This window comes from Clostridium cuniculi, assembly GCF_004353185.1.
Classification (GTDB): Bacteria; Bacillota; Clostridia; order Clostridiales; family Clostridiaceae; genus Clostridium; species Clostridium cuniculi.
Genome location: NZ_SMUS01000057.1, coordinates 1 through 13,628, shown reverse-complemented (window position 1 = coordinate 13,628; position 13,628 = coordinate 1). Strand labels below are relative to the sequence as shown.

At 29.7% G+C, this 13,628-nt stretch carries 11 protein-coding genes, 10 tRNA genes and 1 rRNA gene; 2 read left to right on the top strand and 20 right to left on the bottom strand.

Features of this window, described 5'->3' with window-relative positions:
• A 16S ribosomal RNA gene (locus tag EJJ37_RS18485) occupies positions 1 to 96 on the bottom strand; the annotation flags it as partial.
• Positions 97 to 905: 809 nt separating this feature from the next.
• Here EJJ37_RS18485 and EJJ37_RS18480 point away from each other — a divergent pair.
• Positions 906 to 982, top strand: a tRNA-Arg gene (locus tag EJJ37_RS18480).
• Positions 983 to 1,157: 175 nt separating this feature from the next.
• On the opposite strand, the gene EJJ37_RS18475 is transcribed toward EJJ37_RS18480, so the two are convergent.
• From EJJ37_RS18475 to EJJ37_RS18435, 10 genes are all read right to left on the bottom strand, one after another.
• Positions 1,158 to 1,523, bottom strand: a complete 366-nt coding sequence (locus EJJ37_RS18475) for a single-stranded DNA-binding protein (protein WP_133016931.1) — start codon at positions 1,521 to 1,523, stop codon at positions 1,158 to 1,160.
• A gap of 76 nt (positions 1,524 to 1,599) precedes the next feature.
• Positions 1,600 to 2,280, bottom strand: a complete 681-nt coding sequence (locus tag EJJ37_RS18470) for a glycerophosphodiester phosphodiesterase (protein ID WP_166484829.1) — start codon at positions 2,278 to 2,280, stop codon at positions 1,600 to 1,602.
• A gap of 227 nt (positions 2,281 to 2,507) precedes the next feature.
• The gene (locus tag EJJ37_RS18465) at positions 2,508 to 3,884 is read right to left on the bottom strand and encodes a carbohydrate ABC transporter substrate-binding protein (RefSeq protein WP_133016929.1); all 1,377 of its coding nucleotides are present in this window, start codon (positions 3,882 to 3,884) and stop codon (positions 2,508 to 2,510) included.
• Between the two features lie 113 nt (positions 3,885 to 3,997).
• Positions 3,998 to 5,410 (bottom strand): phosphoglucomutase/phosphomannomutase family protein, encoded by a 1,413-nt coding sequence (locus EJJ37_RS18460; protein ID WP_133016928.1) that lies wholly within the window; start codon positions 5,408 to 5,410, stop codon positions 3,998 to 4,000.
• Positions 5,411 to 5,415: 5 nt separating this feature from the next.
• On the bottom strand, positions 5,416 to 6,549 hold the full coding sequence (locus EJJ37_RS18455; RefSeq protein WP_133016927.1) for a phosphotransferase enzyme family protein: 1,134 nt from the start codon (positions 6,547 to 6,549) through the stop codon (positions 5,416 to 5,418).
• Positions 6,531 to 7,466, bottom strand: coding sequence for a sugar phosphate nucleotidyltransferase (locus tag EJJ37_RS18450; protein WP_133016926.1), 936 nt, complete (start codon positions 7,464 to 7,466; stop codon positions 6,531 to 6,533). Before EJJ37_RS18450 ends, EJJ37_RS18455 begins: the two co-directional genes overlap by 19 nt.
• A 16-nt stretch (positions 7,467 to 7,482) precedes the next feature.
• Positions 7,483 to 7,641: a DUF6903 family protein gene (locus tag EJJ37_RS20470; protein WP_166484828.1), complete on the bottom strand. Its 159-nt coding sequence runs from the start codon at positions 7,639 to 7,641 to the stop codon at positions 7,483 to 7,485.
• Between the two features lie 103 nt (positions 7,642 to 7,744).
• Positions 7,745 to 9,904: a 1,3-beta-galactosyl-N-acetylhexosamine phosphorylase gene (gene gnpA, locus EJJ37_RS18445; protein ID WP_133016925.1), complete on the bottom strand. Its 2,160-nt coding sequence runs from the start codon at positions 9,902 to 9,904 to the stop codon at positions 7,745 to 7,747.
• Between the two features lie 12 nt (positions 9,905 to 9,916).
• The gene (locus tag EJJ37_RS18440) at positions 9,917 to 10,855 is read right to left on the bottom strand and encodes a carbohydrate ABC transporter permease (protein ID WP_133016924.1); all 939 of its coding nucleotides are present in this window, start codon (positions 10,853 to 10,855) and stop codon (positions 9,917 to 9,919) included.
• Between the two features lie 12 nt (positions 10,856 to 10,867).
• The gene (locus tag EJJ37_RS18435) at positions 10,868 to 11,761 is read right to left on the bottom strand and encodes a carbohydrate ABC transporter permease (protein ID WP_243124920.1); all 894 of its coding nucleotides are present in this window, start codon (positions 11,759 to 11,761) and stop codon (positions 10,868 to 10,870) included.
• A 200-nt stretch (positions 11,762 to 11,961) separates the two neighbouring features.
• On the opposite strand from EJJ37_RS18435, the gene EJJ37_RS18430 reads away from it, so the two are divergent.
• The gene (locus EJJ37_RS18430; protein WP_133016923.1) at positions 11,962 to 12,831 is read left to right on the top strand and encodes an AraC family transcriptional regulator; all 870 of its coding nucleotides are present in this window, start codon (positions 11,962 to 11,964) and stop codon (positions 12,829 to 12,831) included.
• 58 nt (positions 12,832 to 12,889) lie between these two features.
• Here EJJ37_RS18430 and EJJ37_RS18425 read toward each other — a convergent pair.
• From EJJ37_RS18425 to EJJ37_RS18385, 9 genes are all read right to left on the bottom strand, one after another.
• Positions 12,890 to 12,963: transfer RNA gene (locus EJJ37_RS18425), tRNA-Gly, on the bottom strand.
• Between the two features lie 5 nt (positions 12,964 to 12,968).
• Positions 12,969 to 13,043: transfer RNA gene (locus tag EJJ37_RS18420), tRNA-Gly, on the bottom strand.
• Positions 13,044 to 13,048: 5 nt separating this feature from the next.
• Positions 13,049 to 13,132: transfer RNA gene (locus EJJ37_RS18415), tRNA-Leu, on the bottom strand.
• 7 nt (positions 13,133 to 13,139) lie between these two features.
• A tRNA-Lys gene (locus tag EJJ37_RS18410) sits at positions 13,140 to 13,215 on the bottom strand.
• A 7-nt stretch (positions 13,216 to 13,222) separates the two neighbouring features.
• Positions 13,223 to 13,297 (bottom strand) — tRNA-Gln (locus EJJ37_RS18405).
• Between the two features lie 3 nt (positions 13,298 to 13,300).
• Positions 13,301 to 13,376: transfer RNA gene (locus EJJ37_RS18400), tRNA-His, on the bottom strand.
• Positions 13,377 to 13,385: 9 nt separating this feature from the next.
• Positions 13,386 to 13,461: transfer RNA gene (locus EJJ37_RS18395), tRNA-Lys, on the bottom strand.
• Between the two features lie 7 nt (positions 13,462 to 13,468).
• Positions 13,469 to 13,545 (bottom strand) — tRNA-Arg (locus tag EJJ37_RS18390).
• A gap of 3 nt (positions 13,546 to 13,548) precedes the next feature.
• A tRNA-Gly gene (locus tag EJJ37_RS18385) sits at positions 13,549 to 13,622 on the bottom strand.
• Positions 13,623 to 13,628: the final 6 nt, after the last annotated feature.

The following is a 13,628-nucleotide window of genomic DNA, read 5'->3' as shown; positions in this document are numbered from 1 at the left end:
CGCTAGCTTTGTTCCGAAGAACTCCACTCGCTCGACTTGCATGTGTTAGGCACGCCGCCAGCGTTCGTCCTGAGCCAGGATCAAACTCTCACTAAAAAGTTTAATCATTTGCTCAAATTACTTTGAGTCTTTGTTTTAAGACTCTCAAAAGAATTGCTGGTTTACTTTAACTATATTCTGTTCAATTTTCAAAGATCATTTATCTGTCGCACCCAAGCGACTTCCTTATCTTATCACTTTGTCACTTTCGTGTCAACAGTTTTTTTAACTTATTTTTTCAAGTTTTTTGACTTGTTTCAGTTAGTAACTGTTTCCCTCAAGAACAATGACTATTCTATCATAGCATTCTTATTTTAAATATATTATAAGTATTATAAAATAAAATTATTCATTATCTTCTTTGCTTTTTCGATATATTTCTCTTTTTTCCTATTATTGATACGCTTGGTAAAGAGTATGGTGTTTTTCATATTATTTTATCTTTTTTTGTAAATTTTCATAACTATTTTCTTACATATTTTTCATATCCAATTGATATATATATATACTAATTTCATATTAAAAGATATTATTATTAACTATCTAATTTAATATATAAGTATACCTAACTAATTAACTTATAAATGAATAAAACTTATTAAACCTAAAATTGAACATAGAAAAATTATAATTATATTATAGAAAGGTTTTTAATTGTAACTATAATAAAAAGTAATCTGTTAAATAATAAAGTAGGTATAGGATCCCCCTAAAGAAATCTATTTTTACACATATAATATAGAATATAAACTTATTATAAATTCTCCTAATGAATTCTATATTGCTGAAATATTAAATATAGAAAAGTAGTTTATCAACATCTAGTAATTTAATTTTTTTAATATTATAATAATTTATATATCTTTGCATTCATAGCTCAGTTGGATAGAGTGCTGGACTTCGAATCCAGGCGTCGGGGGTTCGAATCCCTCTGGGTGCACCAAAAAGGGATTATCTCACTAAAATTAGCGAGATAATCCCTTTATATAATATTTTATTGAAATATAAATCTATAATAAGGATCAAAAAAAATGACTAATTGATATATTATAATTGTATTAATTAGTCATTTCTAATATGCGAAAGTATATTTTACATTTCACAAATATATATGTCTTTTAAAATGGTACCTCTTCATTAATTCCTTCATTAACAACCTTCTTCTTGCTATCTATAAAAGTGAACTCACTTAAAATTATATCAACCTTATATTTCTTTTCCCCTGTTTCACTAATATAATTACTAGTTCTAAGCTTTCCTTCAACTGCTAATCTACTTCCCTTACCAACATTATGAGCTAATATTATAGCTTTTTTATCAAATGCTACTATCTCTACAAAGGTTGCTATTTTTTCATTTCTTTTAACATTATACTCATTTACTGCTAAAGTAAATCTAACATATTTTCCTTCTTTTTCATCATTCTTATAATCCTTCAACTCTAAATCATTAACTACATTACCTACCAAAGTAACTTTATTCATATTTACACCTCCAAGAATTAACTATCTTAATTCTTGACCAGAACATATTTTCTTATACATATAAATTATATATTTTTTAAAATCCTAAATCACTAGTAATCATATCTACTCCCATATCAGTTAGCTTCTTTATATCCTCTTTATTATTTACAGTCCATACATTAACTTTTGCACCATTTAAATGTGCTAAATCAACCTTATCTTTTGTCACCTTATCCACTTTAATATCTATTCCATAATTTCCGTATTTTTTTAACAAATTAATATTTTCTCTAGTTATATCACTTAAATATTGAAAATGAATTTTATCACTATACTCTCTAATATACTTTATCCACTCATGTGAAGTAGATATTATTATAGCATTGTCCTCAAGTCCATATTTCTTTATCTTATCAACAATTTCTTTAACTTTTTCCACATTAACTACCTTAAATTCAATAATTGGTGTTAATTTATTTTCAACACAACAACTCAAATATTCATCTAAGGTTGGTATTTTTAAATTATTATAGTTGCAAATATTATTCCCACTATCTATATTAAGCGCTTTTACTTCTACTAAATTCATACTTTTAATTTCCCCCACACCATTTGTCATTCTTTCAACATCAGCATCATGAAATACAACAATATTTCCATCCTTTAATACATATATATCTGCCTCAACTCCCCAAGCACCCACACTAGCTGCTCTTTTAAAAGACGGTATTGTATTTTCAGGTTCTAAAGCACTAGCTCCTCTATGTCCTATCATTTTTACCTCTCGCTCATTCCCATATGTATTCACATTAACATTTAATATTATGATTAATGATATTATGATTAATTTAAAAATATTATTTATAAACTTCATACTTTCCTTCTTCTTTCTATATGTAATTAATAGTATTTAAATATATTATTAATACTTATACCTAAAATAATACATTTTATTTATAGAAATAAAGAGGCATTTAATATAAAATGCCTCTTTAAATATTCTTATTTAATTATATCTTCTCTTAATCTATCTGATGCACTAACTAATGCATTTTGCCAATCTTCAACAGTCTTAGTTCCATTCATTATAGAATCTATTATTAAGATATAAGAATCATTCCAAACTAGACCTTCTATTGGCTCAGTAGCAGCAAATCCACCCATAACTGGTTTAGCACCATTTTCATAAACACTTAACATCTCAATTTGTAAATCATCCAAATATTGGCTAGCTATTTCTATAGCACCCTCTACAGGAACAACTGATTTTCCTAACTCTGCAATTATTCCTACAGCTTCATCACTATAAAGATAAGCCATAAATTCCTCTGCTAATTCTATATTAGAAGCTTCTGCCGGAATATACATTTGTTCAAAGAAGTTATAAGAATACATATCTCCACCTTCTTCATAAGCTGGATATGCTGTAAATCCCCATTCAAATCCATCAGCTCTTGGAGCATCTGCCATTTCACCTGGTAACCAATCTCCATTTGGTAAGAACAATGCTTTATTATCTAAAATTAATTGTTGATTTTTCTTATAATTATCTCCATTAGCATTTGCTACAACTGAAGGTTCAGTATAATCTTTAAGCTTTTCAAATGTTTCTAATACTCTAGTAGCTTCCTCTGAAGTCCAGAATCCTTCTTCATAATTCATTGCTTTATTAAAGCCTTCAATTCCACCTGATGCTGCTAACATAGCGGGCATAGCAGAGTCAAAATATCCTGCTGTTGGATAAGCAAATAAATATATTCCATCAGCCTTTGCTTTATCACCTAACGCAAAGAACTCATCCCAAGTTTTTGGAACATCATATCCTTTCTCTTCAAATAATCCTTTATTGTAGAATAATCCTGTAGGGCTATAGAATAATGGTGCTAAATATGTTTTACCATCTCCATATGGAGATGTAGATGAAGTATCTAAGAATCCATCTAATATTTTATCTTTTACTTTAACACTCTCACCCGGAACAGTCATGTTCATAACATTAGTTAAATCATGTAGAGCTTGTTCATTTATAAAAGTTTCTGTTAAAGCTTCTGGTCTACCAGTAGCTAAATATATTAAATCTGGAATGTTTCCCCCTTGAATTTGTGGTCTAATTACTTCTTCTAAATTAGAGGCCGTAGTTAACTCAACTTTTACACCTTCATGGCTTTCTTCAAAATTCTCAACTAGCTTTTCCCAATGGGCTACTCCACGACCACCTTCTAAAGCTGCAATTCTTAAAACTTTTTCTTCTCCTGAGTCTGTATTTACAGTTGTACTTGATTCTTTTGCTGAATCTGTAGATGATGAATTGCCACAACCAGCAAATAACGTAGTTGCAATAAGAGCACTTAATATAAATGATAATTTTTTAAATCTCATAAAAAACTCCCCCTAACCTTTATACCTATATTTTACAAAAGTGTAAACGTTGTATCAATAAAATTTTTGTTCTTTTTTTTAGTTATATTGCGATTGAGACAATTTATAATAATTTATAATCCTAATGTACTTTCAACAACTTTACTTATTTCTTCAGCTTTTTCTAATGAATCCATTTCTGCAAATACTCTTAATACAGGTTCTGTACCTGAGAAACGAACAATTACCCAACCTCCATGTTTAAAGTATACTTTATATCCATCTCTATATGATACTTTCTCAACTTCATAATTAAACTGTATTGGTTTCTTTTTAACCATTAATAAGTCAATTAATTCCTCTTTCTTTCTTTGTGGCATTTTATAATCTCTTTCAGTCATGTATAGTCTTCCATATTCATTACATATATCTTCATATATTTCTGATAATGATTTTCCTGTTACTGCTATCATTTCAACTAAAAGAGATGCTGCATAAACCCCATCTTTTCCTTGAATATGACCTTTAACAGTAAGTCCTCCACTAGACTCTCCACCTATTATTGCATCACTTTCAATCATCTTAGATGATATATGCTTAAATCCAACTGGAACTTCATAACATTCTTCTCCAAAACTCTTAGCCACCCTATCTAAAAGTTCTGTTGTTGCAATGTTTCTAACTACTGGCCCACTCCATCCTTTATATTTTAATAGATAATAATATAATAAAACTAAAATATCATTAGGATGAAGGAATCTTCCATTATTATCAATAACTCCAAGTCTATCTGCATCACCATCAGTTGCTATACCAATATCATATTTTCTATCAATAACATAATTTTGTAATGCTCTTAAATTGGCTGCATTTGGAGTAGGTAATTTTCCACCAAATAAAGTATCATGACGTTCATTAATCACATCTAATTCACATCTAGCTGTTGCAAGTATAGTTCTTAATGAAGTTTGGCTCACACCATACATTGGATCTAAAACAACCCTTAAATGTGCATTTCTAATAGCTTCAACATTTATTTGAGATAAGATACAATCAATGTATTCATTAAAAGGATTATCATACTCTATTAATCCTTGATTAATACCTTCTTCAAAATCTATAGATTTTATTGCCTCTCCTTCTAATTCTTTAATATAATTTTCTACATCATTTGTAACTATTTCGTCAGCATCTTTTCCACCCTTAGTAAATAATTTTACACCATTATAAAGTGCTGGATTGTGACTTGCTGTTATTGCCATACCGTAATCTAATCCTAATCTTTTAACTTCAAACATTATTAGAGGTGTTGGTACTCCTCTATGAATAAATAATACCTTTATACCCTCATAAGCTAAAACTTCAGATATCCACATTGTGGCTTCCTTAGATAAGAATCTCCTATCATATCCAAGAACCATAGTTCTATTTTCAACATTCTCATCCTTCATTTTTCTAGCAACAGCTCTAGCTAATTGTTGAACATTATCCTTCGTAAAGTCTTCTCCTATTATTGCTCTAAATCCCCCAGTTCCAAATTTAATCATAAAATTCACCTCTCAACTATATTATTTAATACATATTTATCTACAATACACTTTAACTTATCCCACTTTAACTCCATATCTTTTACAAGCTTAAGTTGAGTTCTTGTTCTATCCAAATTTTGCTCTTCATAACTCGTTTTATAATAAACATCACCATCTAAATAGTCCGTTAAAAATCTAATTCCTTGTTCTAAAGTAATTACTTTTGCTCCCATAGGTAACATTGCAATTTCATTTTCAGTAAGAATAGAATTCGTTCCTTCTAAAAAACCTTTTGTAAATGCTTCAAAAAACTCTAAATCAACATATACCTTATTTAAATCCTTTTCATCTTCTAATGCATGGGTTGCTCCACTTCTTATTGCATCTCCAAAATCATATAATGAAAGACCTGGCATTATTGTATCTAAATCAATAACACATATTCCTTCTTTAGTTTCCGCGTCCATAAGAATATTACTTATCTTAGTATCATTATGAGTAACTCTTAAAGGTAATTCTCCTCTTTCATACATATCAAGTAATATAGAAGTATCATTTTTTCTTTCTAATATAAAATTTACTTCCTCCCTTACCTCATCTAATCTATTAGCTTTATTATTTTCAACTGCACTTAAGAATGTTTTAAATCTCTCCCTTGTATTATGAAAATTAGGTATAGATTCATATAAATCCTCGGCTTTATATTCTGATAACATATTTTGAAATTGTCCAAAGGCTTTTCCAGCCTTATAAAAATCATTTGCTGACTCTAAAACATCATAAGTTATAGTATTAGAAATAAACTTAATAGCTCTCCAATAATTGCCTAATGAATCTTTAAAAAAGCTTTTTCCTTCCTTAGTAGGAATCACCGTTATGGTTTCTCTATCTATATCTCCATGATTTCTTTTAACTACCTCTTTTAAGTAATCACATATGTTACAGTAATTTTCCATTAATTTCTCAACATTTTTAAAAATTGAATGATTAATCTTCTGTAAAATATACTTTTCTTCTTTACTTTCATTATCTTTGCATATAACTAAAAATGTATCATTTATAATTCCACTTCCAAAAGATTTAACATTTACAATTTCACCATTAAAATTAATAGCTTCAAGAGCTTCTATTGTAATTTTTAAACATTCGTTATGCATCTTGGTTTTATTTCCTCCCATATATTTTCATGATAAATTCCCTCTTTTATCATATTCTCTATAGCTGCCCTTACAATATACTTATCCTCTTGATATGTAACTCCATACCATTTATCTTTAGATTCCATAACTTTTACTTTTATTTTATTATTAGCTAGAAGTGAACTTACAACAGAAGGTATAAAATACTCGCTCTTCTTTGGATCTTTTATTGCCTCTATATCTAAAAAAGTCTTAAATTGATCTTCAAGAGCCTCAAATATATTAGTATTAAATGCCCACATATTCATTGATACTGGAGAACTATATTCTAATTCAGTCCAATTAACCTCATCCTCAGTATAAAAAGCTGATTCACCTTTTTTTATTATTTTTGTTCTTTCAACAACCTCTTCTAAGTACCCATCTCTTACTTTACAGACACCTCTTGCAACATGTCCATTTTCTGAAAGTGTATTACATAATTTATATCCAATCATTCCATACATATTTTCATCATTATTTGTAGTTAAGAATTTATATATTTTATTGAAAGCTTCTTGACCATAAAAATCATCTGCATTTATTGCAACAAATGGAGCATCAACTACATCTTTAGCACATAATATAGCTTGTCCAGTTCCCCATGGCTTAGTTCTACCTGTTGGAACAGTATACCCTTGTGGTAAATTATCTATTTTTTGAATTGCATATCTTATTTCTGCATATTTCTCAAGCTTGTTTCCTATAAGCTCTTTAAATTCTTCTTCAATTTCTTCCCTTAGTATAAAAACTATTTTTTCAAATCCTGCCTTTATGGCATCATGAACAGCTAATTCTAATAATATCTCTCCATTTGGCCCAATTTTATCTATTTGTTTTAAACCACCATATCTACTCCCAAGTCCTGCTGCCATTATTAATAATATTGGTTTCATATATCTTCTCTCCCTTTTACTGATATTTTTTATTATATGAATATAACTCTGCAAGCAATCCGGCTAATCCTATAAACATAATAAGAAGCCCATTATATCCATGTATCGTATTTCCTTTTATGACTAATATCATTGATATAATAAATACTAAAATATAAATTATCTTCTTAACCATAAAATCACCCCTATAGGTAGTTGGGTAGTTAGTAGTCAAGGATAAAATTTCTTATAAATTTACTATTATTTTAATTTATCTCTTAACTACTAACTGCTAACCTCTAACTAATTTTATTCCACTTAATTTCTCCTGGTTGTAATTCAATTTTTGTCTTATTTCCATTTCCATCATATACAAATGTAACTTGTTTTTCATGTGAATTATTAATTACTGCATACTTATTACTTTCTAAATATGCTGATACCTCACAATTTAAGTTATCTGCATACCATATTTTCATCTTATCTTCTTTATGAGCAGCATAGAAGCAACTTCTCATAAGTATACGTGTATTTTCAATAGAGTATGGCAATCCAGCTATATATACAGCTCTTCCCTTTCCATAATCATTAGATGACATTAATAGATCACCATTTTTATAGCAAATAATTTCTGTATCTTTACTCTTAGCATATACATTCTTTTGTCCCTCTCCAAAATCTATTTCATCGCTTACATCAGCTGTAATAAAATGCTTATCTAATTCACTATTAAAGTATTTATCTGTACTTAATGAAAATCCTAATTCTTTATCTACGCCTAAAGCTTCTGATAATTGGAAGAAATGTCCTCCATAAAGAACTGCTGATGGTTCTCCCACACCAACAAATCCTCCACCATTATATATCCATTCTCTTATAGTAGTTATAATTTCTGTATCTAACCACTTTTCTCCACCACTAAATGCAGTCCCTGCATCACCAGCATTAATAATTACATCTATATCATTTGCAATACCATTATCTTTAATATCATCAAAACTTATAAACTCTACATCAAAACTCATTCCACTTAAAGATTCTATAACACCTAAATAAGTGTATATTTGTTTATACCATAAAGCATGAGCAACCATATGAGTTTGCCATGTTCTAAGCTTTCCCCAACAATTTAATACTCCAACTTTCAATCCACAGTATGGTTTATTTCCACCTATATTATCATAAATTTCTCTAAACTCATTACATACACTTTCAATATATTCAACGAATTTAGGAAATTTATATGCCAATGATAAATATCCACCATAACCAATTCTATCTACTGGTTTTCTCATCAATGCCCTTCTTGCTGTTATCCAATTTTCTTTTGCTTCTATACAAGGATCATTTCCCTCAAAGAATGTATCTGGGAAAAAATATGGTAAAAATCTACCTTCTGTATATTTAACTCCTGGAATATCTGAAATCATTCTAAGTGTTGCTCCTCCACCAACAGATCCAACAACTCCATCTAATCCTATACTGCTAAAATATTTACCGTAAGGTTCTGTTCCTATCCAGTTATCTCCTAAAAACATCATTGCTTCTCTTCCATCTTCATGAACTATATCAACAAGCTTCTTAACATTCTCTGCTACAAACCTTTGTTGAAAGTCTATATAGTCTAGATATTCCCTAGATGGTACTCTAAATGATGAGTTATAGTATCCTTGATCAACGATATCTTCTGGTCTTAATGCATAACCCTTTTCTTCTTTAAAAGCCTCTAAGGCTTCTGGACTTACACTTGAACTATATCCAAACCAATCAACAAATTTTTCTTTAGCTAAATCATTAAATATTAATGTAAAATGATAGAAAAACGTTGTAAACCTTACTATATTAGATTCTGGATGTTCATCTAACCACCTATGCATGGCTTCAAAAATATATTTATTGCTTTTAGGTTTTCTTGCATCAAATGGCATTTCATGTGGCTTGTCTCCCCAATTATTTGTAATATGATTATACATTTGTGTTGGATCCCAAATACAATAAGCTAAAAATGTTACAGTATATTCATGCCATTTATCAACCTTTTCTATAATAACCTCTTGAGATTTTTCGTCATAACTCCATAAGTCTATATCTACTACCTTATTTGTAGTTCTATCTATTACTTCCCACCATGTTTTTATATCATGATAAGTATCAGGCTGAACTTGTTCACTAAAATATCCATCCATTATTTTAATTCTTAATTTATCTTCACTTGCAACATGATGCCTAGTCATTAAATATGTTTGTTGTAATTCTTCTTTATTAGATTCTGCCCATTTATTATCTCCACGTGCAACAAAGTAAGTGGAATATATTCTTTCTGCTAAACCCTTTATTTCTTTAGGCAGCTTAAACCCATCGCAATCTCTTATTCCATCTGCTCCCCATTTTTCTGCTATCTCCATAGTTTCCTTGATAAAATTATCATCTGTCGGTATTGTGACTCTTCCTTTATTCATCTTTCTCTCCCCCTATTCTTTTATACCGCCTACTGTCATTCCTTCTGTTAATTGTTTTTGTACTAAAATATAAAGTATTATTGTTGGAATCATTACTATAACTAATCCTGCATACATAGCACCATAGTCTGTTGCAGCTTTTTGTACTTGCATTAAATTCAATAATCCAACTGGTAAAGTTTTTGATGAATTTGGAAGTAATGTTAATGCAATTATATATTCATTCCAAAAAGCTAAGAATTGAAATAATATTACAGTTATAATACTTGGCTTAGCCATTGGAATTATTACTTTAATTAGTGTTTGAAAATAAGTACATCCATCTATCGTTGCTGCTTCTTCATAAGCTCTTGGCAATGTACGTAAATAATTAGATAGTAAATAAATTGTAAAAGGCAATGCTGTTGAAGCATAAACTAAAGCTAGTACAATTTTATTATCTAAAAATACCGTCATAGCAAGAGGAAGTGCAAATATTTGTTTTATTGCTTTATCTGCATCAAGTATTAATAAAAATATTGGAACTACAATGTAATTAACATTTATAAATAATCCCGCTGCAAATAATGTATTTATTATTTTTTTACTTTTAAAATTAAATCGTGATAATACATAAGCTGCTGGTATAGCAATAACTAAAAGAATTATCAATGCAAGAGCAGTTACAAACACCGAATTTAAAAAATACTCTCCCATATGCGATTTAATAAATGCATTTGTAAAATTTTCTAAATAAAATCCCTTTGGTAATGCCCATGGGCTACCATAAAATTCTGATTTATGTTTAAAGGAAGCAAGTATTGACCATCCTAAAGGTATCAATATGCTTAACGTAAACAATATTAAGCATAAATATATAAATGCTTTCATTAATTTACTAGAGGATTTCTTTTTATTTCTCTTAATAGTAGATTCTTTATAATTAATTTGTTTTTCAGTAACATTTTGCATATCTAACACCTCCTAATACTCTATTACTTCTCTTTCTGTTATTTTACTAATAATTAAAGATAGTCCAAATGAGAACAAGAAAATTACAACTCCTATAGCCATACCATATCCATATGAGGAATTACCATAAGCTTGCTTATACATATATCCCAATGCAGATTCTGAAGCTCCATCTGGTCCTCCACTAGTCATTACTTTTACAAATAAGAAACTTAAATTAATACAACTTATTATAAAAAAGGTTAAGGTTGTTCTAACAGTTCCCCATACAAGTGGTAAAGTTATACTAAAGAATTGATGAATCTTCGAAGCTCCTTCTAAGTCAGCTGCTTCATATAAACTTTCAGGCACACTACTCATAGCTGACATATACATAACCATATAATAACCTACTGCTTGCCATATCATGGCAATAGCAATGCACCATACTACTGTTTTAGGATCTCCTAGCCACATTCGTTGCCAGTTCTCTAATTTAAACAAAGCTAAGGTTGCATTTATAATACCTTGATTTGGGTCTAATATAGCTGAGAATATAGCTGATATAACAACTACAGAAAGAATATTAGGTAAGTAAAAAACTATTCTAAAAAAATTATTAAACTTAATATCTTTTCTAATTAATATCGCTGCTAATGCGATAGCTAATACTAATGTTACAATACTTACAAACACAATTAAGAATAATGTGTTTTGAAATGATTTTATAAATTTTTCATCCTTAAACAATATAATGAAATTGTTTAATCCCACAAATTTCTTATTATTGCTTAATCCTCCCCATTTAAATAATGACATCCAAAATACATTTATAGTTGGTATTATCATAAAAATGAAAAATAAAATGACTGCTGGTATAACAGATAAACCTATAAAAAGTTTTTTAGACTTACTATTTTTCCTCACTTAAATCACTCCCCTTTTACCTTTTTATTACATTTGATGATTATATTTTATCTAACTGTAATCTTTTACACAACAAAATTGTTGCTTTATTTTTTAGTTATTTTGCTAATCAAGCAATATACTCTAAAAAGACTATAGTAAACGTTTAATCATTGTATTATAATGGTATAATCGAGAAAAAGTGTTTTTAGGGGTGTTTTATGAGTAATACTAGGTATAATGTTAATGAAAAAAATATTTATAATATTGATTTTGAACTGCTTTATATAAGTAAATCAAAATATGGAGAAGATTGGCATAGCACTTCTCACTTCCATCCATTCACTGAAATATTTTTTATAACTCACGGTAATGGAATTATGGAAATTGATTATATTGACGTTGCTGTTAAGGAAGGTGATTTAATTATTATTAATCCTAACTGTCCACATACTGAAAAATCATCTTATAATTATATGGATCAATTAGAATATATAGTATTTGGAATTAATAATTTGACATTAGCAAATAAAAGTTTACCACAATTAAATGGTGAAACTCCAAATCCAACATACTACAAAATAATGAATTTTAATAATAATAAAAATGTAATTTTATATTATTTAAATACTTTAGTACATGAAGTGGAAGAGAAAGAAAGTAATTACGAATTGGCTTGTAAAAGTATATTAACTCTATTTATAATTTATATTTCTAGAAATGCTCAATCTACTTTATTAATTGCTGATAATCCTGAAAAACTTAACATTGAATGTGTTAAGATTAAAAATTATATAGACTCTCATTATTCAGAAAATATAACTTTAGATATTTTATCTAATTTAAGCTATGTAAATAAATTTCATTTAGTTCATCTATTTACTAAGCAAATGGGAATTTCACCTATTAATTATTTAATAAACAGACGAATCGAAGAATCAAAAAATCTACTAACTACAACTAATTATACAATAAGAGATATTTCTACTATAGTCGGCTTTTCTAACTCTTCTTATTTTAGTCAAATGTTTAAAAAATTTACCGGTTATTCTCCAAGGATGTATAAAAATAAATATACTACTTTAAAATAAAAATATATTATTTTAAAACAATAAAAAAAGACAATCTATAAGATTGTCTTTTTGCTTATGGAGCGGGTAGTGGGAATCGAACCCACCTTTCCAGCTTGGAAGGCTGGAGTATTACCGATATACGATACCCGCATATTTGGAGCGAAAGACGGGACTCGAACCCGCAACATCCACCTTGGCAAGGTGGCGCTCTACCATTGAGCCACTTTCGCAAATTTGGTGCAGATGAAGGGAGTCGAACCCCCACGCCAAAGGCGCTAGATCCTAAGTCTAGTGCGTCTGCCAATTTCGCCACATCTGCATTTTTTTGGTGGCTTACCGGGGAATCGAACCCCGGACACCTTGATTAAAAGTCAAGTGCTCTACCGACTGAGCTAGTAAACCGAATAAATGGCAGGGATAGCAGGATTCGAACCTACGAATACCACAGTCAAAGTGTGGTGCCTTACCGCTTGGCGATATCCCTAAGTGGGGTGAACGATGGGACTCGAACCCACGACAACCAGTGCCACAAACTGGCGCTCTACCAACTGAACTACGTTCACCTCAATTTATGGTGCATCATCAGGGGATCGAACCCGGGACACCCTGATTAAGAGTCAGGTGCTCTACCAACTGAGCTAATGATGCATATTAATGGTGCGTGTTAAGAGATTCGAACTCCTGGCCCACGCCTTAGAAGGGCGTTGCTCTATCCAGCTGAGCTAAACACGCTTATGGAGCGGGTAGTGGGAATCGAACCCACCTTTCCAGCTTGGAAGGCTGGAGTATTACCGATATACGATACCCGCATATTT